This is a genomic window from Saccharibacillus endophyticus (assembly GCF_013185185.1).
GTDB lineage: Bacteria > Bacillota > Bacilli > Paenibacillales > Paenibacillaceae > Saccharibacillus > Saccharibacillus endophyticus.
Genome location: NZ_JAAZWE010000003.1, coordinates 423,222 through 448,492, shown reverse-complemented (window position 1 = coordinate 448,492; position 25,271 = coordinate 423,222). Strand labels below are relative to the sequence as shown.

Genomic DNA, 25,271 nt, shown 5'->3' with positions numbered 1-25,271 from the left:
TTCGCCGCCGTTTCAACTTATGGGGAAACCTCGGATATCCTGGCGCTGAAACAGTTGGACATGGTATACAAGATTTTCTATCCTGAATACCGTGTCCGTTTCAGCTTAACTCCCGAAATTCATTCGGCGTCATGCCGTATTGCTTTTTGAACATCTTGCTGAAATACTGCGGATTCTGGTAACCCAACTCGCTCGTAATCTCATAAATTTTCTTCCCCGAGTTTTTCAGCAGATGGGCGGCGCGTTCCATGCGCATGCGGATGATATAATCGCCCAGCGCTTCGCCGGTTTCGGCTTTGTAGATTTTCGACAGATATACGGGATGCAGATACACTTGATCGGCCAGTGTTTTGACGGAGAGGTCGCCGTCCAACCCGGTGCCGACCAGTTGGCGGACGCGGCTGACGACTTTGCTGCGGCCGTCGCCGGCTCCGGCCGAGGTTTGTTCGGCCAAGCCGTCGAGCAAGCGCAGTCCCCAAGTCCGCAGGCGCTGCGGCTGCTGGACCAGACCGCGCGCCAGTACGGGGTCGAAGCCTTCTTCGCCGCCCAAATCGCCTACGGGTTGGCCTTCGCGGTGTGAAATAAACAAGAACGCGTTGGTCATCCATAAATAAATCTCGTACATCGGCGGTCCGGCCAGCCCGGCTCGTTCGGCGGCATCGAAGACGGTGGAGATTTTGGTTCGCACTTCGTCCCATTGACGGGATTCCAGCAGATGCAGCAGCGTAGGCGGCGTGTACATCAATTCGGTGACGCTGCCCCGGTCTTCGCTTGCGGGCGAGACCGCATCGGATACCGAAGCTCCCGCAGCCGCGGCTTGCGGATCGACATATACGGTCCGTCCGCTGTTTCCGGCCGCATACAGCGAGCCGAGCGTGCGCCGGTAAGCCGCTCCGGGATCGCTGCCGCCAAGTTCGAATACCGTGGATACCGAGAGCGAGATCTCCCCTTTTAAATAAAGCCGAACATGCTCTTGCAGCTTCTCCAGACGGCGGTCGAGACCGCGCGCGGTTTGTTCCAATCCCGGCTCATCGCCGGATTCGCCCGGCTGAAGCAGCAGCACCAGACAACCGTGCGGGCCGCTCCCGTACCAAAGCGGCTGGCCGCGCAGAACCTCTTCCGCGATATTGCCAGCAGCAAAGTCCATCAATTCCAGCGAAGACTCGTCCATCGCGGCGAAGCGTCCTTCCAAACGAGCCAACAGCATCAGCGTCGGTTGTCCGGCTTGCAGCGGCAGCTCGTACGCACGAAGCTGTTCGCTGAGCGCTTGCCGGCTCAGTTCCCGCCCCAGCAGCAGCTCATGCAGCAGATTCTCGCGCAGCACTTTATAATCGGACTTCCGGCTGTACAGCAAACGGTGAACCTTATCGAACTCGTCCCACTCTTCCCGCAGCGAATCCAAAGCTTCAGAGACGGCCGCGACGAACTCGTCGTCGTCCACCGGCTTCAGCACGTAATCGCTGGCCCGAAGCTGAAGCGCCTTTTTCGCATACGTAAAATCACTGTGTCCGGTCAGCAAAATGCAGCGTACCCCCGGCCAACGCCGACCGATCTCTTCGATCAGTTGAAGCCCGTCCATGCCCGGCATCCGAATATCGGTCACGACCAAGTCAATCGCTTCCTCTTCCATAATCGCCAGCGCCTCCGCTCCCGAAGCGGCGCGGCGTACCGTACTCACCCCGATCTCCTCCCAAGGAATCGTCAGCTCCAAACTTTCCGTCACATAAGTCTCGTCGTCGACAAGCAGCACTTCGATCATGTTCAGTACTCCTTTCTTTTTGAAAAGTTATATCGAATGCCGCAGCGTCTCTTCATCGCGGTCATCCTTCGGATGCTCGTTCCAGACCAACATCACCGTCAAACCGCCAAGCGGCGAATCTTCGGTTCGAACCCCGGCTTCCTTAGCGCTTCGCAATTGCAGCCGCTGGTTGACGTTCCATAATCCGCAGCCCGTTTCTTCGCTCATCGGCTCGGCCAGGCGCCGCTTCAGCTTTTCGCGCCCGACTTCGTCCAGTCCGCCGCCGTTGTCTTCGACGCGAATGATCACGGTTCCGTCTTCGCCCAACTCTCCGGAAATCCGAATCAACCCGGATTCCGCATGCGGTTCGATTCCGTGAATGACGGCATTTTCCACGAGCGGTTGAAGAATGAGCGGCGATACGTACAGATCCAATAAATCTTCCGGCAATTCGATCACGTAATCGAGACGGCTCATGCGCATCTTCTGAATCTCCAGATAGTGACGCACGAATTCCACTTCTTCTTTCAAAGGAACCAATTCCCGCTCTTGCCGCGTCGTGTACCGGTAGTACCTCGACAGGCTGTGCGACATCGCCACGACCGCGTCCATCCGTCCGAGCTTCGCCATACTGGTCACGAACGATAGGCAATTATAGAAGAAATGCGGATTGATCTGCGATTGCAGCTGCTTCAGCCTCGCTTCTTTGACATGCAGCTGCTCCAGGTATACGTGTTCGAAAAGGTTCTGTATTTTGTCCACCATCTGATTGAAGCGCTCCGACAGAAAACTGAACTCGTTGCGGCCCTTTGGCTTGATGCGCACCGAATAATCTTCTTGCTGAAGACGCTGGAAACCCCGAATCAACTGGCGGATCGGGATCTGTACCTGCACGTAAAGCAGATACGCCGCCACCGAGCCCATGACGAGCAGCGTGAGGATCGAGAAATAGAATAGCAGATTGGATTTTCGGATCGGCGCCAGCATATCGGCCATCGGCATGTAATCGATCAAGTACCAGCCGGTTTCTTTGGACAGCACGATGCTTACCATATAGGGTTCCCCGTCGATATTGACAGTGAGATTATCGCTTTCCGGCAGCGGCGATACGTTAAGCTTCTGCATCATTTTCCCCGTCAAGTCATGATCCGATGTCCGGTTGTAAATCACGCCCATGTCCTCTCGATAATAAAAAGGATCATGCCGACCGTCGTCTTTGAACTTATCGAGCATGTTCTGGATATTGCGGCTGTCGAATTCGAGCTCCACGATCGTTTCGGCTTTCAACGCGGGATCGGCGATGCCGTAAGGCGCGACCGTGAACCAGGAGAACAAGAAAATCTCTTCGTTGCCCTCTTTCGCCCGAGTCACCTGCCAGCCCGGCTTGATCATGGCTTGAAGCAGGGCCGGATCGTAAGCGCGGGCATCATTTTCCGACACGACGCGGCGCAGCGACGGCGAATAGAGATGCAGGCGGCTTTTCCAATTCGACGAACTTTCCTGGATGCTCAGCTTGTTCTGAATACGCTTGACCAGATTGATTTCGTCCAGATTGAAATAACCGCCGTTCGTATATAGTTTGCGGAAGCTTTCGATGTCCGGATCATGAATCAGCAGATTCGGCCAGGAAGCGAGCATTTCGATATTGGTATTAACCTGACTTTGGAAAAAGGCCAACTGGTTCCGGTTCGATTCGCCGAGTTCCGCACGCAGCACGTCGGTTGTCGTTTTGTTCGAATATCCGTACAGGAGCGCAACCGGAATCCACATGAGAGTCAGAATCAGCATCATTTTCGCAAAAAGATTGGCGCGAGGCATCGGAGTTTCCTCCCTTTCGGTGTTTGCAAGCTTACTAATTGTAAGCGTTAACAATAAAGTCGGCAAGAGCATTCTCGCAACATTTCGGTTGTTTTCATAACGAAAAAAGGCTGTCCCTGCCATCGATGTGGCGTTCGGGGCAGCCTTTACACGGAAAAGAACCGATTAAATCTTGAATTTGGCAATCAATTTGCTGAGTTCCAACGCGATACCGTTCACTTCTTCCGAAGAAGCGGACACGATATCCAGCGATTCGCGCTGCAGCTGCGAGGCCTGCGTCACTTCAATCGCGCCGCCCGACGATTCTTTGGCGATTCCCGCCAGTTCGTTCACCGAAGCGGCTACTTCTTCGGAGCTGGCCGACATCTGCTCCGTAACGGCCGACATGTCTTCCGTCTGCGTGGATACGTTGCCGATCGCTACTTCGATCCGTCGGAAAGCTTCGCCCGAACGCTGCGACAGCGTAAGGCCGGTCTCTACCTCGTGCATCCCTTCTTGCATCAACACGACCGCTTCATCCGTTTCCCGAATCATCAAGCCGAGAATGCCCGAGATTTGGTTCGCCGAAGTCGCTGACTGGTCGGCAAGTTTGCGCACCTCTTCCGCGACGACCGCGAAGCCTTTGCCGTGATCGCCGGCTCTTGCCGCCTCGATCGCAGCGTTGAGCGCCAGCAGATTCGTTTGCGAAGCAATGCCGGAGATCAACCCCGCAATGCCTTCGATCTCGCGCGAACGCTCCTGAAGCTCGCGAATTCGCTCCGAGGAACGCCCGACCGACGTGCTGATGGCCGACATCTGTTCGCCGACGCGATCAATCGACTCTCCGCCCGCCGCCGCTTCCGTTTTCATCTCGGAAGCCGCTTCGGATACCTGATAAGCCGTTTGCGCGATCTCCTGAATGGCACGCGACATCTCTTCCATGACTCTCGACGTTTCCTCGGCCGAACTTTCCTGCGTGCGGGCTCCGACGCTCATGCGCTCCGCGCTTTCCGTCACGCCGTTTTGAATACGCACGTTTTTCTCGACTTCTTCCTGCAATGCGGCCGAAGAGTCGGCGGCTTGCCGCGCACGGCTTTGGACGCCCGAAATAATGGTTTTGATCTCAAGCGCCATCTCGGAAAACTTGCGGTTCAAATCGCCGAAGTCGTCTTTTCGATTCGTATGCAGCTGCACGTTCAGGTCGCCGTCGTTCATTTGGCCGATCGCTCCGAACAATTCGCGGATCGGCTTCATCATGCGGCGCATCACGAAATATTGAAATACAAGCACGCCGATGAAGCAAAGCGCCATGGCAAGCAGCGAAGTCAGCAAAATGTCCTTTGTATTTTGGGCAATATCCAGCGCATTGATATCCAGCCCCATCACGGCGATCAGACTGCCCGAGTCGTCCAGGATCGGCTGAAGCATCGTGATCCAAGTTCCGTAGTCGTCGGTAAAAGCATTGGTGGTCGTCGCTTGCTTGCTCTCGATGATCGCCTGCATGGCTTTGAGCATCTCCGGAGGATTTTCGTAACGCGTACCCGGCACCATGCCGTCCGCCGTCAGATGGGTCGGCGAAGCCACGACGGTCTGCGTTCCGTTCTCCAGATCCACGCCGAACACATAAGCTTGCGCAACATTGGAGTTCAAATCCGATACTTGATCAAGCATCGGAGTCAGTTTTTTCCCTGTTTCGTTATCCGGAGCCGGATCAGCGACTGCTTCCGCGATCAGCGGATTGCCGATTTGAGCCCTTACGTAATCCGTTACGTCCAGGTATTGACTGCGAAGACTATCAAGCGCCATCTTCTGCTGCAGCTTGACGGTGATCCCTGTTAACAAACCGCCTACCAGCAAAATACCGAACGCGATCATGATCATGTTTTTCGCAAAAAAAGTCAGTCTGAATTTGTTTCTCATGCGCTTCCCCCGTTTCTTCCGTTTCATCGCCTTATTCGGCGCCATATCTTTTTTTCGACAAAAAACCCGATCTTTTAATAGCTATATGTATATAAATGAAAATAAAAGCCGCCGATCGCTGTCTCGGCGGCTTTCGTCAGTCTGATTCGTGCTGGGTTCATTCTTTGGCCGTCAGCAGGTTCAAAAATTGGGAAGCGCGCTCGCTGGACGGGTTCTGAAGCACCTTCTGCGGCGGTCCTTGCTCCAAAATGACGCCGCCGTCCATCAGGACGACCGTATCCGCCGCTTCCTCGGCAAACTTCATCTCGTGCGTTACCACGACCATGGTCATTCCCTCGGCAGCCAATTCTTTCATGACTTTCAGCACCTCGCCGACCAGCTCGGGATCGAGCGCGGAGGTCGGTTCGTCGAACAGCATCACTTCGGGATCGGTAGCCAGCGCGCGTGCGATGCCGACGCGCTGCTGCTGGCCTCCGGAGAGTTGGTGCGGGTATGAATCTTCCTTGCCGCTTAAGCCTACCTTCGCCAGCAGCTCCAAGGAACGCTTGCGCGCCGCATTCTTATCGCGCTTTTGAACGACGATCTGAGCTTCCATCACATTCTCCAGTGCCGTCTTATGCGGGAACAGATTATACGATTGGAACACCATTCCGGTGCTCTGACGCAGCTTCAGCACCTGCTGCTTGTCAATCTTGCGGCGCCCGTCGAATTCGATGCTCGCTTCGCCCAGCTTGAGCGACCCGGCATCCGGCGTCTCCAACAGGTTCAAGCAGCGCAGCAGCGTCGTTTTCCCCGAGCCGGAAGGACCGATGATCACGAGCACTTTTCCTTTTTCCAACGATAAATCAATGCCGTTAAGCACTTGCAGCGATCCGAACGATTTATGCAAATTGCGAATTTCGATCATGGAACGTGACTCCTTTCCGGTCGGTTATTGGGTGGAGAAACGGGATAAGCGTTTCTCCATCACATTTTGCAGGGCGTTCAAGATCGTACAGATGGCGAGATAGATCACGGCCGCTTCCATATACAGCAGCAGCGGCTCGTAAGTAGTTGCCGTGATCTGTTTCGAAACCTGAAACAGCTCGACGACCGTTACCGTATACGCGAGCGACGTGTCTTTGACCAGGCTGATAAAAGAGTTCGACAGCGGCGGCACGGATACGCGCGCGGCCTGCGGAAGAATAATCCGCCAGAGGGCCTGAACGCGCGTCATGCCGAGCGAAAAGGCGGCTTCCCACTGGCCCTTCGAGATCGACTGGATGGCGGCGCGGACGATTTCGGAATTGTAGGCGCCCATATTAAGCGTAAAAGCGATTATCGCGGCCGGGAACGGATCGAACTTGATTCCGATGCTCGGCAGCCCGTAAAAAATAATAAACAACTGTACCAGCAGCGGCGTTCCCCGAATAACCCATACATAAAAAATCGCGATTTGGTTGAGCACGGGGATTTTCCACACCCGCACCAAGGCCACCAATACCGCTAGGATCAGCCCCAAAACGAACGAGATCAGCGCGAGCGTAATCGTGTATTGCAGCGCAGCCTTGATCATCGGCCATAAGGAATCGATCACGATCTGAATTTTACGATCATCCATGCTTCTTGTACCCCTTCCGCCGCGATCGGCATTCTTTTTCACTATGAAGTCGGACAAAACGTTCGTACTTCACTTTTACACGCAAACGCCTGCCCTGAACAAACAAAACGAGGCTGCTCCGGGACCCGCTTCGCGAATCCGGGACAGCCCCGCTTCCGTTGAAACCGCGAGCGGCTTCTTCCGTATCAGTAGTGCAGCGTAAGTTACTTCGATACGTCTTCGCCGAAGTATTTCTCGGAGATCGTCGCGTACGTGCCGTCGCTATGCATATCGGCCAGCGCTTTGTTCACGGCTTCGACCAGTTCCGGCTGGTTTTTCGCGAATACGCCGCCGCTTTGGGAAGCGTCTTCCGCTTCGGCAACGACTTTCAGCGCCAGATCCGGTTTTTGCTTTTTCAAATCGAGGAACGACAGGTTATCGTTGATCGTCGCATCCGCACGGTTGGAATTCAGCAGGTCGATCGCTTGCTGGAAGCCTTCGATCGCCACGATTTCCGCGCCGTTTTCTCTTGCGATATCCGCCAGGTTGCTGGTCAGCGATTGAGCGGATTTTTTGCCTTTCAGATCAGCCAGCGATTTGATATCCGTGTTGTCTTCGCGCACGATCAGCACCGCGCCGGAAGAGATATACGGATCGGAGAAGTCATACTTTTCTTTACGGTCGTCGCGGATCGAAACTTCGTTGAATACGGAGTCGAAGCGTCCCGCGTCGATACCGGCGAGCAGACTGTCCCACGGCGCTTCTTCGAACTGGGCTTCGACGCCGAGGCGCTTGGCTACTTCGCGAGCGATTTCGACGTCGAACCCGGTCAACTCGCCGCTTGCGTCATGGTAAGTGAACGGCGGATACGTGCCTTCCGTGCCGATCACGATCTTGCCGGCGGATTTGATCTTTTCCAAAGAGTTCGCTGCGGCAGTCGCGCTTTCTTCCGACGTGCCCGCGTTATTCGTAGCGGCCGTATTGCTTCCGTTATTGCTGCCGCAAGCGGCGAGCATCAGGGTCATCAGAATCGCAACAAGGCCGAGCATGGTCGCTTTTTTCATAATGGGTTCCTCCGATTGGGTCTAAGATGATTTGGACAACATTTCCAGCAGGGCGCAACCCGCTGGCAAACATTTAGGTCGTGCAAGATTGAATTTTACGACCTGTTCAACAGAAAGTCAATAGATTTTCGGTTAATTCCAATTAAAATTATCGGCTTTAAAAAAAGACGATCGAAACGCGCGTTTTTTGTCCGATCCGCCGAGTCTCGGCGCAAGCGGCGTAAACATGTCGTTTTTCGTTTAATATACATAGAAGTGCATTTGCTTGCTTGGGCCGTAGATCATACATAGTTCATTGCCCAATCTTCGCAAACCGCCCGGCCGAACGTTTTTGCGGCAGTGCCGCTCATCGAAGCTGCGGGCACATTCATATCAGTAGGAGGACGCATATGTTCAAGAATCGCTTTTTCGTCATAGGGGCAGGGGTTGCCCTTATTCTGCTGATTATATTCTTGGGTACGCTGGTCAAGTTCCTGTTCACGCCGGTCGTATCATTGGTCAGCTCCCTTGTGGTCCCGTTACTGATCGCTGCTTTTTTCTACTATCCGCTGCGTCCTCTCGTGCGCTTCCTGGAACGCAAAAAGTGGAAACGCTCCTGGTCCGTAATGTTGATCTTCGTGGTGTTTATCCTGCTTATCGTAGGCGCTTCGCTGTGGGTATGGCCTACGCTGCGCGATCAGGTTGAAAGCTTCGTCACCAATGCGCCCCAGCTTGCGCAGGACGCGGTCTACCAACTGCAGCAGCTGCAAAACAACCCGACCGTCAGCCGATTCATTCCGGCCGACTCGGCCCAGAACCAAGAATTGCTCGACCGCTTGTCGGGAGTGCTGGATGCTTCGCTGACATGGCTGTCGGACAACATCACGAACATGTTCTCGTTCGTTTCGAGCTTCGTGCTGGTTATCGCGACCTTCCCGATCCTGCTCTACTTCCTGCTGCGCGACGATTATAAGCTGCCGGGTTATCTGCTGAAGATCTTCCCGAACGAACAGAAGGACGACGGAAAAGTAATGCTGGGCGAAATGGACGACGCGCTGAACGGCTTCATCGCCGGACGGGTTATCGTCAACCTGATGCTCTGCGTGCTGCTCTATATCGGCTTCCTGATCATCGGCCTGCCGTATTCGCTGCTTCTGGTCATCATCTCGTTCTTCTTGAACTTCATTCCGTTCATCGGAGCGTTCCTCGCCGGAGTCCCTGTCGGCATCGTCGGCCTGATCGAATCGCCGAGCATGGCCATCTGGTCGATCGTGATCGTCGTCGTGGCGCAGTTGATCCAGAACAACCTGCTGGAACCGCTCGTGTTCGGCAAACAGCTGGACATGCACCCGCTGACCGTCATCGTCCTGCTGCTCGTCGGCGGCGACATCATGGGCATCCTGGGCATGCTGATTTGCATCCCGATCTACATGGTGGTCAAGATCGGCATCCGCCATATTTATCAAATGTATTTGAAAAGTAAGATCAAAGGCACTATCGGCTAATTCGGCAACCAGGCAGTCAAAAGCCAGTTTTCGCCCCTAAAAGCCGCTCTCTTCTATCCGATGAGAGCGGCTTTTACTCGTGTCGAAACCCTTATGCTATACTAATCCCGATCTGGGCAGCAAAAGGAGTAACGAATCCGCCGCGAACGCCTAAACGCTCAACGACAGGAGATGATCGATCCGATGAACTTTGATCCGTTATACCAACCCTACCCCTCCCGCCGTCTTCCTGCCTATGCCCGCAAAGGCATGGTCGCTACCTCCCAGCCTTTGGCCGCGCAAGCCGGATTGGACATTCTGAAAGCAGGCGGCAACGCCATCGATGCCGCGGTCGCCACGGCCGCCGCGCTCACGGTATTGGAGCCTGCTTTCAACGGGATCGGGGGCGATGCCTTCGCGCTGGTCTGGACCAACGGCGAGCTGCACGGCCTGAACGCAAGCGGTCCGGCTCCCGCATCTTTGTCCATCGATGCGCTCAAAGAGCGGGGAATCGAGGAAATGCCGAAATACGGCGTCGTGCCCATTACCGTCCCGGGTGCTCCTTCTGCTTGGGCCGAGCTCTCCCGCCGGTTCGGGCGCCTGCCCTTTGAACAAACGCTTGCGCCTGCCGTGCGCTATGCCGAAGAAGGGTACCCGGTTCCTGCGAGTCTGGCTTATTTCTGGAATCGGGCCTATCGGATCTTCGGCAGCCGGCTCAGCGGCGAAGTCCACGCGGAATGGTTCCGCACCTTCGCGCCGAACGGCCATGCTCCCAAAGCCGGAGAAATGTGGAGTTCTCCCCATCATGCCGCTTCGCTTCGGGAAATCGGACGGACCGATGCCGAATCGTTCTATCGCGGCGAATTAGCTGCCAAGATCGCCGATCATCTCAGCGAGTACGGCGGATTTTTGACTTCCGAAGATCTGGCTGTCTATCGGCCGGAATGGGTCAAGCCCGTCTCTGCGCGCTATCGGGATTACGAGGTCTGGGAGATGCCGCCGAACGGCCAAGGAATGATCGCTTTGATGGCGCTGAACATTCTGGACGGCTTTGCTGCCGGAGAAAAAGACAGCGTCCCGACGCTGCATCGCCAGTTGGAAGCGATGAAGCTGGCTTTTGCCGACGGAGAAGCTTATATCGCGGATTCCAAGCATATGCGAATGTCCGTCGAAGGGTTATTGTCCCGCGAATATGCGGAAGAACGCCGGAAGCTCATTTCCGACGAGGCCGCTCTTCCCGGTCCGGGAACGCCGCCTTCGGACGGAACCGTCTATCTCGCCGCGGCCGACGGCGAAGGCAACATGGTCTCGTTCATCCAAAGCAACTACATGGGCTTCGGCTCGGGCATCGTCGTGCCCGGAACCGGCATCGCGCTGCAAAATCGGGGACATAGCTTCTCCATGGACCCTCGGCACGACAACGCGCTCGCTCCCGGCAAACGAAGCTATCATACGATCATCCCCGGGTTCCTGACCCGCGGAGGCGAAGCCGTCGGTCCGTTCGGCGTCATGGGCGGCTTCATGCAGCCTCAAGGCCATGTCCAGCTCGTGATGAATACGATCGATTTCGATCTGAATCCTCAGGCCGCCCTCGATTCCCCGCGTTGGATGTGGGAGAACGGGAAAAGCGTTCAAGTCGAGCCGGACTTCCCGATCCATCTGGCGCAAGCGCTCATGCGCAAAGGACACGAAATCAAAGTCGCGACGGACAAAGGAGTGTTCGGACGCGGACAAATCATCTGGCGCGATCCCGCGAGCGGCGTCCTTTGCGGCGGAACGGAGACCCGGACCGACGGTTCGATCGCGGCTTGGTAGCCGTCAAACCGAAAACGGGATCGGCAGAAGCGGCTTCGCGATAAGCCGCTTTTTTGCTTTTGAAACGCCTCGCAACAAAATGATTGACTTTTCTTTTATTTTGTGAATGAGGGGTTTATATTTTGCCGGGAGGTTTAATTATGAAGCGTAGCAGTAAACATGCGAATCTATGAAGCACGACGGCGAAGAAAAGAACGACGACGAAATTTAAACTCAAAAATCACTACCCACAACGAGGAGGCATCATGATCATGAGTAAAAAAATCGTAGGCGTATTCCATTCGGAGCAAGAAGCTTCCAGCGCGATTCAGAGCTTGAAAAGAACCGGTTACAACGCGGACGATATCTCGATCATCACCCGCGACAAAAAAGACATGCGCAAGCTTGAAGACGAGACCGGCACGATGGCGCCGGAAGGCGCGGCCGGAGGAGCGGCGACGGGCGGCGTACTGGGCGGCATCGGCGGCCTTCTGGCAGGACTCGGGGCATTGGCGATTCCGGGCATCGGGCCGATCCTGGCGGCGGGACCGCTGGCGGCGACGCTTGCAGGCGCTGCGGTAGGCGCGGCCGGCGGCGGTATCGTAGGCGGATTGATCGGCCTCGGCATTCCGGAAAACGAAGCACAAGAATACGATACTGCGGTGGACGAAGGCAAAATCCTCGTTATCGTGGACACGGACGAATCGAACCGGAGCGAAGTATACCGCATTTTCCGCGACAACAATTCGGCCAATAGACGTTACGATGACGAATATGCCGCTTCGGACCGGACGGCGACGAGCGAAATGGCGAACGAAGATACGCTGTACGGCAATACGCCGGCCATGGGCGCAACGAATCTGGACGCCAACCGCATGGACAACACGCCGGTAGGCGATCGCGGTTTGGCCGCTCCGGCGGATCTGGAGCGCGATACGCTGAATCGCGACCGCGACGTGATGGACCGCGACGACGAGGCACGCAAACTTCAACTTCGCGAAGAGCAGCTCGACGTGAACAAAAACACGGTACGCAGCGGCGAAGTCGAAGTGCATAAAGACATCGTGGAAGAGCGCAAAGAAATGGACGTTCCGGTCAGCCATGAAGAGGTCGTGATCGAGCGCCGTTCCGTAGGCGACGTGCCGACCGACCAGCCGGTAGGCCTGGACGAAACGATTCGCGTTCCGGTCAGCGAAGAACAAGTCGAAGTAAACAAACGCAACGTCGTTACCGGCGAAGTCGAAGTGCACAAGCGCGACGTGCACGAGACGGAGCATGTCAGCGATACGCTCCGCCGCGAAGAAGCGCGGATCGAAAAAGACGGACATCCCGACATGCGCGAAGGCAGCGAAACGCTGAAAGAAAAAGCGTCTTCGAGAAGATTGTAATCCGCGTCGGCGGAAACCGATCATTCTTGCCCGAGCCGTACCGATACATGTTTCGCTCGCGAACAAGCCCGGCAGAATGCCCGGGCTTGTTCCTGTATGGATAAAGCTGCGCACTTTCAAAAACGAGGAGGAACACGGCATGACGGACAAAGTAGTAGGCGTATTTTTGACGGAACGCGAAGCTTCGGGGGCGATCGAGGAATTGAAAAGGCACGGCTACGAGCGGGACGATATCTCCGTGATCTCCAAAAACCGGGAAGAAGCCGAAGCGCTTAGCGAAAAAACCGATACGAAAGCTCCGGAAGGCGCAGCCGGAGGCGCGGCGGCCGGAGGAATCCTGGGCGGAGTCGGCGGTCTGTTGGCCGGTCTCGGCGCGTTGGCCATTCCCGGAATCGGTCCGCTGCTCGCGGCCGGTCCGATCGCCACCGCGTTGGCGGGCATCGCCGTCGGCGCGACGGGAGGCGGATTGGTCGGCGGATTGATCGGCTTAGGCATTCCCGAAACGGACGCGCACACCTACCATGAACACGTCGGCGGAGGACGTTTGTTGGTGATCGTCGACGCCGCCGGCCGGAACCGCGAAGAAGTCGAACATATATTCAGCAGCCATTACGCGCTGAATCATACTTCGTTCGGCGCCCAAGACCGCCCAAGCGACAATCTAAAGGCGGAGGCTCCGCGGCATGAAGAGCATCCGGAACCGAATACGGACGCTTTGACGGCTTCGGCCGATTCGCGGCCGATTTCGTTCGAACCGGGCGCGCTGGACAAAAAGCATTCGTCCGCGCAGGGTTCGGCAACGCCTTCTTCTTCGGAAGGAAACACGCTGGAGCTGCGCGCCGAGCAGTTGGAAATCGATAAGCATCAAGTCCGTACCGGCGAAGTCGAGGTTCGCAAAGAAATCGTCCGCGAAGAAAAAACGATTACCGTGCCCGTTACCCATGAAGAAGTGGTGATCGAACGCCGTTCCGTCGACGACGTCGAATCGGATGCGCCGGTGGGTGAAAACGAAACGATCCGGATTCCGGTCAGCGAAGAACGCATCGAGATCAACAAACATAACGTCGTTACCGAAGAAATCGACGTCAGCACGCGCAACGTCGAGGAAACGCGGCATATCGAAGACACAGTCAAGCGCGAAGAAGCCCGCGTCGAACGGACGGGCCGCGCTTCGTTAAGCGAAGAAACGCCGCCGCTGCCTCCGAGAAGCGAGCGCACCCGGCGCTAAAACGGAACATCAAACCACCGACGAAAAATTTGCGTCTCAAGAAAGGCTGGAACGCTCATGACTCCTTCTACATCCCTGCCGAAATGGGCGATTTTCGGCCCCGGGCAAATCGCGGACGACTTCGCGGAAGCGATACGCTCCGTTTGCGGAAACATCGAAGCGATCGGCGCGCGAAAACCCGAAAAAGCCGAACAATTCGCCCGCAAGCATCAGATCGGAAAAGCTTACGGAAGCTTGGAAGAACTGCTTGACGACGAAGCGGTCGACGTCGTGTATATCGCGACCCCGCACAGCACGCATCATGAATTCATCATGCGATGCCTGGAAAAAGGCAAACACGTTTTTTGCGAAAAAGCGATCACGGTCAACGGCGCGCAGCTTGCGGAAGCCGTCTCGTTCGCCCGGGAGCGCGGTTTGATTCTTGCCGAAGCGATGACGGTTTATCATATGCCCCTCTACAGAAAGCTGCTGGATGTATTGGCGGAAGGTTCTCTCGGAAAAATCAAAAGCATCCATGTCGCGTTCGGCGACGCCAAGGAATACGATCCGCAAAATCGCTTTTTCAATCCGGACCTGGCCGGCGGCGCCCTGCTCGACATGGGCACGTACGCGCTGTCGCTGGTCAAAATGTTCATGCCGGGCGGCCCCGACCGGCTGCTGACCGATGTGCGGAAAGCCGATACCGGCGTAGACGAAGAATCCACGATCATGCTGCACGGCGGTCTCGGCGAATCGGCTTCCGTTTCGCTTAGCTTTCTTGCCGATACCGGGCATCTGGCGACGATCGTTTGCGAAGGCGGCACGATTCTTCTGAAAGACTTCACGCGCGCGGTGCGAGCCTTCGTCTCTTATTCCGACGGAAAGTGGGACACGATCGAAGCCGGAAAACGAAACGAAGCGCTGCATTACGAAGTGGCGGATTTCAACGAATGGATACGCCTCGGCGAAACGCCCTCCACGCTCGGTTGGTCGATCGGCGTCATGTCGACGATGGACGAGACGCGAAGCCGTTGGAACCTGCGGTATCCCTTCGAATAGCAGAACAATAAATCGACTTCAAACGTTCTTATCGATATTGTTTTCGTTTACATCACAAAGTCGACTTCTCGTTTTTTCGAAAAAAGCCCCTACACGCTTAGGGGCTTTTTGACGATAATTAAGATAGGTCTTATGCACTGTGCAATCTATCATATAAACGGGGAAGTGAGCACTTGAGCAATTTCGAACGTGTCATGTATCAACGAAACAAAATCATCATGTGGATCTTGTGGGCTCTTTTCCTGCTGCTGGGAGCGGCCAGCCTCAATTTATCCCTGCCTTCGCAAATCGCGGCGGGAGCGATCGCGCTTTTCGCTGCCGTTTTCACCTTTTTCACGCTTCGTAAAAAAGCGCTACATATCCTGCCTTACGCGGTAGCGCTGTTTTTCTTCGCCGCTTATGCCGCCGTTTTGGTCGACACGATCAATGTCCTGGCGGCTCTTGTGCCGGTCGTGCTGCTGCTGCTTTACCCGCGCTACCGTTACGTGCTGCTTTATTCGGTCCTTACTGCTGCGGCAATGCTGATTTCCTGGCTGCGCGGCGCTGACGTATTCATGCCCGAAGGCCGCATCGTCACCTTGGTGTTCACGGTAGCCTTGTTCGCGATCTTTGCCGCCATTGCCGTTTCGATCGGTTATTTGAACGAAAAGCTGTTTGCCGATTTGGCCGCGCAGCGCGAAAAAAGCAAAGCCGACGCCGCTCAAATCGACCGGGTATTGTCCCAAGTCAAATCTTCCGTCGACGAACTGAGCAAATTCGCCCGCAAATCGAAAGAAAACGTGACGTTGAACGAACTGATTACCGGAGAGATCACCAATGCCTTTGCCCAGGTCGCGCAGGGTGCCGAGAGCCAGGCCGACAGCGTATCCGATATTTCGGACAAAATGTCCGCGAGCGATCAGGAAATCGAAGGCGTCGTTCGAAACTCTTCCATGATGCGCGATCTGTCCGAGCATACCGCCAACGTGACCCAGGAAGGTTCCGGCCGGATGACCGAACTGCGCTCGCATATCGATCAGGTCTACTCCGTCATGAACGATACCGCGCATGATATGGAATCGTTCCGCGCTCAAAACCAACAGATTGCCCAGATCCTGTCGACCATCTCCGAGATCGCCAGCCAGACCAATCTTCTGGCGTTGAACGCGGCGATCGAAGCAGCCCGTGCAGGCGACGCGGGACGCGGCTTCGCGGTCGTATCCGACGAAGTGCGAAAACTTGCCGAGCATTCCCGCGAGTCGGCCGAACAGATCGGCGGCATTCTCGGCGAATTGCAGCACGGCACCGAGCGCCTGATGAATCAGGTCTTGCGCGGGCGCGAAGCGGCGGAAAACAGCTTGGGAGCCGCGCAGCGTTCCGAACAGGCCTTGACCGAAATCAACGAAAACACGCACAAGCTGCTGGACCAAGCCGGCGAAGTCGAACACCGTTCCGAAAAAATGAAAACCGCTTCTTCGGAAGTCTCGGGGCAAGCGGTCGCCATCTCGGCCGTTACGCAGCAGACCAATGCCGCGATGGAAGAGATTTTGGCCGGCATGGGCGAGCAAAAATATATTACGGGCCAGATGACCGACAGCTTCAACCACTTGGAAAAGCTGATCGGCAATCTCCAAGAGCTCACTGCATTGAAGATCGGGAACCAAGAAGTCGACGCGGCTCCCGAAACGAAAAGCCGCAAGAAAAAAAGTCAGGCCGAAGAAGATCAATCAAACGGCGAAGCGCCTATCGCAGGCTGATAAGCCGAAGCCGAATGATCAGGTCGAATCGACGCTTTGACCGGGGTACTTTGATTAACTTTGTTTAGCCTATGCCAAAAGCCGCTCCTAACCGCGTATTTGCGGTACCGGAACGGCTTTTTTCCATTTTCGATTACTCGATCGTGAACGCCCGCGAAGCCGCATCCGCTTTGGCCGAAGATGCCGCATACAATACACGGTCCGGCTGCTTGTAAAACTGCGGCCACAAGCCGTGACGATACGCGGCGGAATTCGGAAACGTCGGATCGCTGGCACGAATCGCGGCCGCGTAAACGTAGACCTTTTGTCCTTTGACCGCTCCGGTCGCTTTTTTCAGATCGATCCGGTAACGCAGCGTGTTCGCATCGTAGAGGCTGAATTTGGTCGCCGACATTTTCCATTTGCCGCTTGAACCGATCTTGTAATGCAGTTGGATCTCCGCCGGGCGATTGCGATCATATTGATTGGTCTGCGGATTATCCGTTCCGGCATATGCGGTCAGATACAGCATATTGCCGTCCTGCCAGTCTGCCGATACATAGTCGAGATCCGAACCGGCATTCCAGGTCTCCAATGAAGTATGTCGATAGAACAAATACATCGGCATCGTCTGGATATCCGCCGCTCCGCTTCGTCCCCGGCTCACCTGTTGAATATGCAAATGCGGATTATAGCGCTTGGCCCGATCGACCGTGCCGATCACGGTCGTCTCCGTCACGTAATCACCGACCCGAATCCCGGACGCGCCCGAACCGGCCGGATCGATATGAACGTACTGCATATAGACCCCGTCCGGCGCTCCGTCTCCGTCCGTATCGTGATCGATAATCACGCTGCCGAGCTGAGCGGAGGTATCGTGCTTGACCTCGGTCACTTTTCCCGGCAAAACGGCATACACCCGATCTCCCGACGCCATCGCCAGATCCGCCCCGTTATGCGGATTGGTTCCGCTGACCACGTTGCGCGGCTGGTTCGTCTTGCTCTCGACCGGCGAGTAACGCTCGAACAAACCGTCCGCGTCGCTTCTGGCCGGAGTCATGGCGGGAGCGACTGACGCTTTGACTCCGTATTGCTGCAGGAATCTCGCCCCGTAATCGGCTGCCGACGCGGATGCTGCGGCTCCGAGCACCAGCAAAAGGCCGGCGGTCAGTCCGATTTTCCGCCCGATGCGGTTTTGCGCTCCGCTCTTCTTTTTCCCGCGATCAAGTTTCATCGGCCTACCTCCTTGGCGATATCGATGACGTAGGTCGATTCTCCCGCTGTCGTCCGGTTACGCGTCTGGACGAGCAGCGTCTGTTTATCCTGCCAGGAAACGCCGATGATCGAACTGCCCGCCGGCTCCTCGAACGCATGGCTTTTCAGCGTTTCGGCGTTGAGCAGGATCAGGGTCGATACCCGGCTCGAACGATCCGGCGCATTCACCAAGGCAAACCAGGGTCCCGCATCGGAAGCCGCTATAGAACGAAGATGATTGAGCCCGCCGCCTCGGAACGCCTGCTGTTTCCCCGTCGACAAATTGCGTACATTCAATGAACCGTCCGTCGTCTGCGCAAGAAGGTGACTGCCGGATACGGCCGAGACGGAGAAGCCCGGGACCAGCTTGGCCGAAGCCCCGCTTTCGCTGTCCACCTGCACGATCCCGCGATCGCCCAGGTCCAGGTAGAATCGGTTTCGGGCATCCCACCCCAGCACCGTGTATCCCGCTCCATAGATCTTTTTTTCCGCACCCGTACGCAAGTCCTTGATCCAATTCTCGCCGTCTTCATTCCGGGTAGCCGTAATATTGCGAGTCGTCCAGTAGAGCAGTCGGGTTCCGTCGGGACTAAGCGAAGCTCGCTGTCCCCACACTGCCATCTTCGCCGAACCGCCGGACACGGCCGTTTTGCGGGTTGTACCCGTTTGCCCTTTTAAAAAAACGGATAATGTGCGCTTCTCCGGATCAAGCCTGTAAATGGACGCCGCAACCTCCACCAGCACCCGGCCGTCCGGCAGCGCAAGCAGCTCGTACCCCAGATCCGGCGAAGGCAGAACGTTGATTTGATCCCCCGATTTTACGTAACGGAAAGTCAGCGTATCGTTTAGCCCGTCGAGAGCCAACTTGGCCGCGAACGTTCCCGTCTGTGCCTCGGCCGCTGCCGTTCCTGCACGCTTCTCCACTCGGTTTGTCGCCGGATCGATTGAAGATGCAGCTTGCTGCTTTTCCGCGCGCCCCGGCATTTCCAGCCTGAGTCCTCGCTCCGCGACCTGCCGCCCTGCTTCCTTTCCCGCTCGGGTCCACGCTGCCGAATCCGCTAATGCGACACCTGCAGCAAGCGCGAGCATAAGCGTGCCTGTGACCGCGATTTTAACCGTTCTTCGCATGCTGTTCCCACCTTTCCCTTCCTTATTAAGTTTATGAAATGAATCGTTGCGCCCAATGTAACTGAAAAAGTCCGGGGATGCAATAAATCGGTCGATTTGGAAAAGGTTATTGAAAAATAGGACCAAAGGTATTATTCTATTCAGTGAAAAAGACTTATATTTTTGTTGACTCCGTTTTATTCCCGTTTTTTTTACAATAAATCATACCTGCAGACCTACTACGTTAGCTATGCGCCTGAAATATTCATAGTTTATATCCGATACGCGATCTTTGTCCCGATCCTCCGAACGAGTACCCGGTCCGGCTTCGATCATATGGTTTTCATCAGACAAGGTATTCGCCGTCATGCCGCCTAACCATCATCCAGAGGAGGTCTTTTCGTATGCCGGAATCATGCTCTGTGCCAGAAAAAGAAGATACCGGATTCGTTGACGGCTTTTTGCTTTCGGATCGGGATTCCGTTATTTCAGACGGAAGCATCTCGATTCGCGAAGGCAGATTGCACGTTACCGATCCGCACGGAGACGGCGCGTTCGCAGTCCTGATTCCGCTTCCGCCGCTTCGCCTATGGCTGAACGGAACGGAACTGACAGAAGCTTTACCGGTTCGTTCAAGCGATCGTATCGAGTGGGAACGTCCCGCGGAACCTTTGTACAAAATCGAAGTCTCACCGGACCGGATGGAGGCTTCCGTACGCGTACTTGCGGAAGCCGAGCATTCTTGGAAGCTTGAAGACTGCGCCGCAGCTTCATCGCTGGCGCCGAAATGTGTTCCCGATCCGGAAAAGATCGTGCGCAAGCTGGAAATTGCAGAGATCATGGCCGAAGTCGGAGCGCTGGGAATTCGTAAAAACCTGAATGTTTCCGCTATCGTGGAAGCGCTTCAGGAAGCTAATGGCCAGGCGGTTCGTTTTGCTTTCGGGCAAGCGCCGTTACCTGGTAAGGACGCTCGGCTTGACTTGCTTTTCGAGCAAAAAATCGAAAATGCTTTCGAAGAAGTGGGCGGTTCGCTGGATTACCGCAATCATCTTCGCATCCCTTCCGTGCAAGCGGGCGACCTGCTCGCGCGGCTTCAACCTTCCGAACCGGGAGTGCCAGGTTTCGACGTGTACGGAGAAACCATCCAGCCTTTGCCTATCCGGGAGATCGACCTGCGTGCCCGGCAGCATGTCGAAGCACGGGAGAACGGTACCTTTGTTGCGCTCAAGGCGGGCCGTCCTTGTATCGCCGAAGGCGCGGTGCATTATCTGGACGTCTCGGACGCTTATGTGGTGTCAGGCGACGTCGATTTGAAAACCGGGCATATCATCTTCTCCGGCGATGTGGCCGTACATGGAAATATCACCGACAATATGATCGTGGAATCGCTCGGAAACGTATACGTATCCGGCGGCGTGTATAATTCCACCATTACGGCGGCAGGCAGCATTATCGTGCAAGGCAGCATTATCGGCAGTCGTCTGTACTCGGGAAGCTTCGGACTGTCCTTCAATCGGCTGTACCATCTGTCGCAAAAGTTGAAAGACGAAGTCGGCATGCTGCTCCAAGCCACTCGCACGTTATACGCCGAAGTAGGCAAGCGCGGACAATCCGCACGCTTCGGCCAAGTAGCCCTGCTTCTGCTTAAAAGCAAGTTCAAAGAGATTCAACCGGAGATCCGGGAACTGCTTCAGGTACTGGTTACGGTACAGCGGGGAACAGGCGGGGCTTCGAACGAGTTCGCCGACACGCTCAATCTGATGCTTTCTCCTACGCAAATGATCGAATCCCTCAGCGAAGAGATGTTGATTCGCCTTCAGGCCAATCTGGATCGGGAAAACTCCTTCGTGAACGATATGCAAAAAGGCGACTCTCAAATCGAATTGTCCCGCTGCCAGACCAGCACGATCAAGTCCAACGGCAATATCCTGATCCATAAGGAAGGCGTCCTGCAAAGCGATCTTTATGCCACCGGCTCTATCAAGTTCGCTCATCCTTCCTCCGTCTGCCGCGGCTCCTGCCTGGAATCCGAGGACCGCATCGATGCCCGAACCGTCGGCAGCGCCGGAGGCGCTCCTTGCATTCTCCGCGCCAAGCAAGCGATATACGTACATCGCATGTTCGAAGGCAAAATCTCCGCCGGCGGCCTGCACCGCGAGATTCTGTCTCCGATCCAAGACTGTACATTCGGCTGTATCGAGGGTGAAATCGCGATCTCGAATTGAAAATTTGGAAGCGTTAACTGGATGATGACGGAAAACACTGTTCGTGAAAGAAGCTGAGGCTGCGCTGCGGGGGAAATTCGTTCAAGACGCTGTCTCACCCGGAAAAGTCGATTGGAATTTTTAGCGGAATCTTTCCGGGTTCAAAGGCGTCTTTCACTGAATTTCCCCCTCCGCTTGTAAGCTTCCTTTTTAGAACACTGTCCCCTAAGATCCTAAGTTTTTGGCTGCGCCAAAAACCATTTTCACTTTTCGCTGCGCATTGAAGTGAAAATTAAAAGCAAAAAGAAAGAGCCTGCGAAGAAAAATTTCGCAGGCTCTTTCTTTTAAAATCTTTTTAAAAAACCCCTCATGGACGAGCCCGACTTTAATCTGTCGGGACGGCCCTATCCCCGAGCGAAGCGCCGGGGGCGGAGGGAGAAATTCAGGGAGAGACGCCTTTGAGCGAGGAGAGCTGAAAGCTCTCTTCGCGAGACAGCGTCTCGACCGAATTTCTCCCTCCGCCGCCCCTCCAGCTTCCGAAGCGAATAGGACCTTCCGGCGACCATTCAAAGTCGCGCGAATCAATGCAGCTTCGCGATTAGGCGGGTCAGAGCCGCGCCGCGGTGGCTGATGCTTTGTTTTTCTTCGACGCTGAGTTCGGCCATGGTGCGCTCGAATTGCGGGACGTAGAAGAGCGGATCGTAGCCGAAGCCGCCGGCTCCGGCGGTCTCGGACGTGATCCAGCCTTCGACTTCGCCTTCGGATTCGAGACTGCGGCCTGTGGCCGGGTCGTACAGGACGAGGGCGCAGACGAACCGTGCCGCGCTGAGCAGCGGCTGTTCGGTGTCATCGCCTTGGCGCAAACGCATCAGCTCATTAAGAAGCTTGGCGTTGTTAGCCGAATCATCACCGTGTTCGCCGGCGTAGCGAGCAGAATAGATGCCGGGCGCGTCGTCCAGCAGGTCGACGCACAGACCGGAATCGTCCGCTAACACGGGCAGGTTCAGGAAATCTCCGATTTCCTTGGCCTTTTTGAACGCATTTTCCGAAAAGGTACTGCCGTCCTCCACCACTTCCGGAGCGTCCGGATATTCGTGCAGGCTGTGGACCTCTTTGCCGAACGGAGCCAGGGCATGCCGGAATTCCCGGACCTTCCCCATATTGCGGGTCGCCACCACGACGATCTGCTTGTTGTCGCCGCTCATTCCTTCGATCATGCCAATCCCCCGATCTCATGGTTGCCGATCTTCAACGCGCCTGCACCCAGAACCTGCTTCTGAACAGCGATCATTTGCTTCACGCCGATCTCGCCCAATTCCAGCATTTGATTCAATTCAGCGCGGCTGAACGGACGATCCTCGCCCGTGCCTTGCAGCTCGACGAATTCGCCCGATCCGGTCATGACCACGTTCATATCGACCGCGGCGGTGCTGTCTTCGTCGTAACGCAGATCCAGCAGCGCCTCGTCTTCGACGACGCCTACGCTAACCGAAGCCAGGAAGTCGGTAATCGGGTAGCGCTTGAGTTTGCCTTGCTCTTCCAGCTTGTTCACGGCCAGGCACATCGCGACGAATGCTCCGGTAATCGACGTCGTGCGCGTACCACCATCGGCCTGGATAACGTCGCAGTCGACGGTGATCGTCCGCTCGCCGAGCGCTTGCAGATCGACGACCGAACGCAAGGCACGGGCGATGAGGCGCTGGATCTCCATCGTGCGCCCGCCAAGCTTGCCTTTAGCCGATTCGCGGACGTTGCGCGTATGCGTGGCACGAGGCAGCATCGAATACTCGGCCGTTACCCAACCGCGTCCTTGTCCTTTCATAAAAGGAGGAACCTTTTCCTCGACGGTCGCATTGCAAATGACTTTCGTATCGCCGACTTCGATCATCACCGAACCTTCGGCATATTTGTTCGTATTGATCTCAAGCTTGACCGGGCGAATCTCGTCCGGCTTTCTGTCATTCCTACTCACTTCGTTGTCCTCCCGTATCCGCAATATGACGTTGACCGCTTAGTACCTCGTCAACCTCATACTTGGCGCTTTGTTCCCCTCATTTTAGCAAACTGGGACTCCAAACGCACGGCCATTCGCTTTTTTGCGAGAATTTTGATTCAGGGACACCGAATATGTACAGATGTTAGTTGTTAGCTATATTTCATGAACCTGAGGTGAATCTTATGCAAACTCCAGAAAGCCCCACTCCGAAAGAAGAAAAAATGGGCATGCTCGAACGTCAGGCTTACTCGCTCAACAGCCGAAAAGTCGCCGAAGCGACAAGAAGTTGGCTGGAAAAACGCGGCATCAAGATCGAAGAAATCGCCGAACTCGTTCTCTTTTTGCAGAAAAAATATTATCCCGACCTGACGATGGAAGAATGCGTGCATAATGTGGAAAAAGTGCTTGAAAAACGCGAAGTCCAAAACGCCGTGCTGACCGGCATCCAGCTCGACGTGCTCGCGGAAGAAGGCAAGCTGCTTTCTCCGCTGCAAGAGATGATCAAAAACGACGAAGGCCTGTACGGTGTCGATGAAATTTTGGCCCTCTCCATCGTGAATGTCTACGGCAGTATCGGGTTGACCAATTTCGGTTACGTGGATAAGTTAAAACCGGGCGTGCTGGAACGATTGAACGACAAAAGCCTCGGTCCCGTGCATACTTTCCTGGATGACATCGTCGGAGCGATTGCTTCGGCTGCCAGCAGCCGCATTGCCCACAACAAGCAAAGCGAACGGGAAGTCGAGATCGAACTGCCGAAGGAACCGGGCGACGACTAAACGGCCGACGCAAAGAAGCCGGATGAACCTGATCCGGCTTCTTTTTCTATTTGGCAAACAAGCCTTTGCGTCTGCGCTTTCGATAAAAAGGCGTACAGTCGGATTCAAAATACGTTTCAAGGCCGCTCGTTCCGTCGAGCCGAAGAAAGTCGACAGGCGGATCGGGCACCCGGGCCGAAGAAGCCCGGCCTCCGGCAGCCCGAACCACTTCGTTCCAATCCCCGTCTGCCTCCACCGCAATCAACGTATGCGGCGGATCGCCGGTCTCCGGATTGTAATAATGGACATTATAAGCCAACTTCACATTCGGCAGCGCGCAAAAAACCTCTGCCAACTCATTTAGCAATTCATCCGGTTCTTGGGTCGGGCGTCCGAGCATGACTCGAGTCTCCTGATCGACGGTATAGCTTTGCGGAGCCGCGAAAATGCTGCCGTCCAGAATCGAGTCGATCTCGGAAGCCGGAAATTCTTTGGCGAATTCCCCGCCGGGATTCAACCAGACGTCCGATCCCCGCACCAACCCGAATAAGTCGATCGCGTTGATGGACAGATAACGCATTTCCCGGTCAATAAAGCGCTGAAGCATCGGCAAAGAACTGAACACCGGCAAATAAGATTTCCCTTCGATCTCCACACTGGGTAATCTTACGGTCGTTTTCTCCTGCAGAACCCCTTGTTCCGCCGATACGTCACCGCCCATATGCAGAGTGTACAGCTCCGAGCGCTGAAGCTCCTCGTAAAACTCCCTTCTTCGCGAGGGATCTTCCACCGCGGCAGAGAGAACTCGCTCCAGTTCGTTTTGAGGTTTGAAACCCATAATTCTCCTCCTTTTCGTGCCCGATCGCTTGATTCAAATCCAGGCTGCATCTCCTGTCACATTTTCGCCAAAAAAAGGGTGAAAAACGTTTCATTGGATATTTATACCCGTTTGTTGCCTAAATCAAAAAGGAGGAACCCCCAGAATGCGGGAATTCCTCCTTACGTCCTGCTTTAATCAAGTCTGGAGTCCTGAAGTACTTCGACTTCAAACCGAATTTTTTTCGGCCTCTTCGTCCTCCCGGTTGCTGACTTCTTCGAATCCGTCATCTCTAGGCCCTACGTATCCGCGAAGTACATCGTCGTAATAATCGTCATAATCATACCAGTCTTCATAAAGGTCGGATTTCTTCTCGAGCATCGAGATCGCCCCTTTCTTCTGATGGATATG

Annotated in this window: 20 protein-coding genes; 8 read left to right on the top strand and 12 right to left on the bottom strand. The window is 55.4% G+C overall.

Going from position 1 to position 25,271, the window contains the following annotated elements; genetic code table 11:
• Positions 1 to 100 precede the first annotated feature (100 nt).
• The 6 genes from HRQ63_RS13375 to HRQ63_RS13350 all read right to left on the bottom strand — a co-directional run bounded on the left by HRQ63_RS13375 (position 101) and on the right by HRQ63_RS13350 (position 8,098).
• Positions 101 to 1,759 carry a response regulator transcription factor gene (locus HRQ63_RS13375; RefSeq protein ID WP_172244450.1) on the bottom strand — a complete coding sequence of 553 codons (1,659 nt, stop codon included), beginning with the start codon at positions 1,757 to 1,759 and terminating at the stop codon, positions 101 to 103.
• A gap of 27 nt (positions 1,760 to 1,786) precedes the next feature.
• On the bottom strand, positions 1,787 to 3,556 hold the full coding sequence (locus tag HRQ63_RS13370) for a sensor histidine kinase (protein WP_172244448.1): 1,770 nt from the start codon (positions 3,554 to 3,556) through the stop codon (positions 1,787 to 1,789).
• Positions 3,557 to 3,721: 165 nt separating this feature from the next.
• Positions 3,722 to 5,455 (bottom strand): methyl-accepting chemotaxis protein, encoded by a 1,734-nt coding sequence (locus tag HRQ63_RS13365; RefSeq protein WP_172244446.1) that lies wholly within the window; start codon positions 5,453 to 5,455, stop codon positions 3,722 to 3,724.
• A gap of 157 nt (positions 5,456 to 5,612) precedes the next feature.
• Positions 5,613 to 6,362 carry an amino acid ABC transporter ATP-binding protein gene (locus HRQ63_RS13360; protein ID WP_172244444.1) on the bottom strand — a complete coding sequence of 250 codons (750 nt, stop codon included), beginning with the start codon at positions 6,360 to 6,362 and terminating at the stop codon, positions 5,613 to 5,615.
• 24 nt (positions 6,363 to 6,386) lie between these two features.
• Positions 6,387 to 7,055, bottom strand: a complete 669-nt coding sequence (locus HRQ63_RS13355) for an amino acid ABC transporter permease (RefSeq protein WP_172244442.1) — start codon at positions 7,053 to 7,055, stop codon at positions 6,387 to 6,389.
• A gap of 203 nt (positions 7,056 to 7,258) precedes the next feature.
• Positions 7,259 to 8,098, bottom strand: coding sequence for an amino acid ABC transporter substrate-binding protein (locus HRQ63_RS13350; RefSeq protein WP_172244440.1), 840 nt, complete (start codon positions 8,096 to 8,098; stop codon positions 7,259 to 7,261).
• A gap of 389 nt (positions 8,099 to 8,487) precedes the next feature.
• Here HRQ63_RS13350 and HRQ63_RS13345 point away from each other — a divergent pair, with 389 nt between their 5' ends.
• The 6 genes from HRQ63_RS13345 (at position 8,488) to HRQ63_RS13320 (ending at position 16,745) form a co-directional block, all read left to right on the top strand.
• Positions 8,488 to 9,582, top strand: a complete 1,095-nt coding sequence (locus HRQ63_RS13345) for an AI-2E family transporter (protein ID WP_172244438.1) — start codon at positions 8,488 to 8,490, stop codon at positions 9,580 to 9,582.
• A 183-nt stretch (positions 9,583 to 9,765) separates the two neighbouring features.
• Complete coding sequence (locus tag HRQ63_RS13340; RefSeq protein WP_172244436.1) at positions 9,766 to 11,376, top strand: gamma-glutamyltransferase family protein; 1,611 nt, start codon at positions 9,766 to 9,768, stop codon at positions 11,374 to 11,376.
• Positions 11,377 to 11,627: 251 nt separating this feature from the next.
• Positions 11,628 to 12,743: a YsnF/AvaK domain-containing protein gene (locus HRQ63_RS13335; RefSeq protein WP_172244434.1), complete on the top strand. Its 1,116-nt coding sequence runs from the start codon at positions 11,628 to 11,630 to the stop codon at positions 12,741 to 12,743.
• Between the two features lie 139 nt (positions 12,744 to 12,882).
• A complete protein-coding gene (locus HRQ63_RS13330) occupies positions 12,883 to 13,971 on the top strand; it encodes a YsnF/AvaK domain-containing protein (RefSeq protein ID WP_172244432.1) in 1,089 nt (362 codons plus the stop codon).
• Positions 13,972 to 14,028: 57 nt separating this feature from the next.
• A complete protein-coding gene (locus HRQ63_RS13325; protein WP_172244430.1) occupies positions 14,029 to 15,009 on the top strand; it encodes a Gfo/Idh/MocA family protein in 981 nt (326 codons plus the stop codon).
• 173 nt (positions 15,010 to 15,182) lie between these two features.
• The gene (locus tag HRQ63_RS13320) at positions 15,183 to 16,745 is read left to right on the top strand and encodes a methyl-accepting chemotaxis protein (protein ID WP_172244428.1); all 1,563 of its coding nucleotides are present in this window, start codon (positions 15,183 to 15,185) and stop codon (positions 16,743 to 16,745) included.
• Between the two features lie 133 nt (positions 16,746 to 16,878).
• On the opposite strand, the gene HRQ63_RS13315 is transcribed toward HRQ63_RS13320, so the two are convergent.
• Both HRQ63_RS13315 and HRQ63_RS13310 read right to left on the bottom strand, forming a co-directional pair.
• Positions 16,879 to 17,958 carry a M23 family metallopeptidase gene (locus HRQ63_RS13315; protein ID WP_172244426.1) on the bottom strand — a complete coding sequence of 360 codons (1,080 nt, stop codon included), beginning with the start codon at positions 17,956 to 17,958 and terminating at the stop codon, positions 16,879 to 16,881.
• Positions 17,955 to 19,106 (bottom strand): hypothetical protein, encoded by a 1,152-nt coding sequence (locus HRQ63_RS13310; RefSeq protein ID WP_172244424.1) that lies wholly within the window; start codon positions 19,104 to 19,106, stop codon positions 17,955 to 17,957. The genes HRQ63_RS13315 and HRQ63_RS13310 overlap by 4 nt, the downstream gene beginning before the upstream one ends.
• Before the next feature lie 383 nt (positions 19,107 to 19,489).
• Between HRQ63_RS13310 and HRQ63_RS13305 the strand changes: the two genes are divergently transcribed.
• A complete protein-coding gene (locus HRQ63_RS13305) occupies positions 19,490 to 21,310 on the top strand; it encodes a flagellar assembly protein A (RefSeq protein ID WP_172244422.1) in 1,821 nt (606 codons plus the stop codon).
• Between the two features lie 560 nt (positions 21,311 to 21,870).
• Here the strand turns inward: HRQ63_RS13305 and HRQ63_RS13300 are convergent.
• Positions 21,871 to 22,506: an XTP/dITP diphosphatase gene (locus tag HRQ63_RS13300; protein ID WP_229714184.1), complete on the bottom strand. Its 636-nt coding sequence runs from the start codon at positions 22,504 to 22,506 to the stop codon at positions 21,871 to 21,873.
• Positions 22,503 to 23,261 (bottom strand): ribonuclease PH, encoded by a 759-nt coding sequence (gene rph, locus HRQ63_RS13295; protein WP_172244420.1) that lies wholly within the window; start codon positions 23,259 to 23,261, stop codon positions 22,503 to 22,505. Before rph ends, HRQ63_RS13300 begins: the two co-directional genes overlap by 4 nt.
• Before the next feature lie 245 nt (positions 23,262 to 23,506).
• Here rph and HRQ63_RS13290 point away from each other — a divergent pair, with 245 nt between their 5' ends.
• On the top strand, positions 23,507 to 24,064 hold the full coding sequence (locus tag HRQ63_RS13290; protein ID WP_371873222.1) for a phosphatidylglycerophosphatase A family protein: 558 nt from the start codon (positions 23,507 to 23,509) through the stop codon (positions 24,062 to 24,064).
• Between the two features lie 46 nt (positions 24,065 to 24,110).
• Here HRQ63_RS13290 and HRQ63_RS13285 read toward each other — a convergent pair whose 3' ends face one another.
• Positions 24,111 to 24,881 carry an enhanced serine sensitivity protein SseB C-terminal domain-containing protein gene (locus tag HRQ63_RS13285; protein WP_172244418.1) on the bottom strand — a complete coding sequence of 257 codons (771 nt, stop codon included), beginning with the start codon at positions 24,879 to 24,881 and terminating at the stop codon, positions 24,111 to 24,113.
• A gap of 207 nt (positions 24,882 to 25,088) precedes the next feature.
• A complete protein-coding gene (locus tag HRQ63_RS13280; protein WP_172244416.1) occupies positions 25,089 to 25,241 on the bottom strand; it encodes a hypothetical protein in 153 nt (50 codons plus the stop codon).
• Positions 25,242 to 25,271: the final 30 nt, after the last annotated feature.

Excerpts from the sequence above, each read along its gene's own strand:
- HRQ63_RS13280 (WP_172244416.1), bottom strand. The coding sequence starts at position 25,241 with ATGCTCGAGAAGAAATCCGACCTTTATGAAGACTGGTATGATTATGAC.
- HRQ63_RS13365 (WP_172244446.1), bottom strand. The coding sequence starts at position 5,455 with ATGAGAAACAAATTCAGACTGACTTTTTTTGCGAAAAACATGATCATG.
- HRQ63_RS13310 (WP_172244424.1), bottom strand. The coding sequence starts at position 19,106 with ATGCGAAGAACGGTTAAAATCGCGGTCACAGGCACGCTTATGCTCGCG.
- HRQ63_RS13300 (WP_229714184.1), bottom strand. The coding sequence starts at position 22,506 with ATGATCGAAGGAATGAGCGGCGACAACAAGCAGATCGTCGTGGTGGCG.
- HRQ63_RS13370 (WP_172244448.1), bottom strand. The coding sequence starts at position 3,556 with ATGCCTCGCGCCAATCTTTTTGCGAAAATGATGCTGATTCTGACTCTC.
- HRQ63_RS13315 (WP_172244426.1), bottom strand. The coding sequence starts at position 17,958 with ATGAAACTTGATCGCGGGAAAAAGAAGAGCGGAGCGCAAAACCGCATC.
- HRQ63_RS13345 (WP_172244438.1), top strand. The coding sequence starts at position 8,488 with ATGTTCAAGAATCGCTTTTTCGTCATAGGGGCAGGGGTTGCCCTTATT.
- HRQ63_RS13335 (WP_172244434.1), top strand. The coding sequence starts at position 11,628 with ATGAGTAAAAAAATCGTAGGCGTATTCCATTCGGAGCAAGAAGCTTCC.
- HRQ63_RS13350 (WP_172244440.1), bottom strand. The coding sequence starts at position 8,098 with ATGAAAAAAGCGACCATGCTCGGCCTTGTTGCGATTCTGATGACCCTG.
- HRQ63_RS13355 (WP_172244442.1), bottom strand. The coding sequence starts at position 7,055 with ATGGATGATCGTAAAATTCAGATCGTGATCGATTCCTTATGGCCGATG.
- HRQ63_RS13285 (WP_172244418.1), bottom strand. The coding sequence starts at position 24,881 with ATGGGTTTCAAACCTCAAAACGAACTGGAGCGAGTTCTCTCTGCCGCG.
- HRQ63_RS13290 (WP_371873222.1), top strand. The coding sequence starts at position 23,507 with ATGGGCATGCTCGAACGTCAGGCTTACTCGCTCAACAGCCGAAAAGTC.
- HRQ63_RS13360 (WP_172244444.1), bottom strand. The coding sequence starts at position 6,362 with ATGATCGAAATTCGCAATTTGCATAAATCGTTCGGATCGCTGCAAGTG.
- HRQ63_RS13325 (WP_172244430.1), top strand. The coding sequence starts at position 14,029 with ATGACTCCTTCTACATCCCTGCCGAAATGGGCGATTTTCGGCCCCGGG.
- HRQ63_RS13340 (WP_172244436.1), top strand. The coding sequence starts at position 9,766 with ATGAACTTTGATCCGTTATACCAACCCTACCCCTCCCGCCGTCTTCCT.
- HRQ63_RS13330 (WP_172244432.1), top strand. The coding sequence starts at position 12,883 with ATGACGGACAAAGTAGTAGGCGTATTTTTGACGGAACGCGAAGCTTCG.
- HRQ63_RS13305 (WP_172244422.1), top strand. The coding sequence starts at position 19,490 with ATGCCGGAATCATGCTCTGTGCCAGAAAAAGAAGATACCGGATTCGTT.
- HRQ63_RS13375 (WP_172244450.1), bottom strand. The coding sequence starts at position 1,759 with ATGATCGAAGTGCTGCTTGTCGACGACGAGACTTATGTGACGGAAAGT.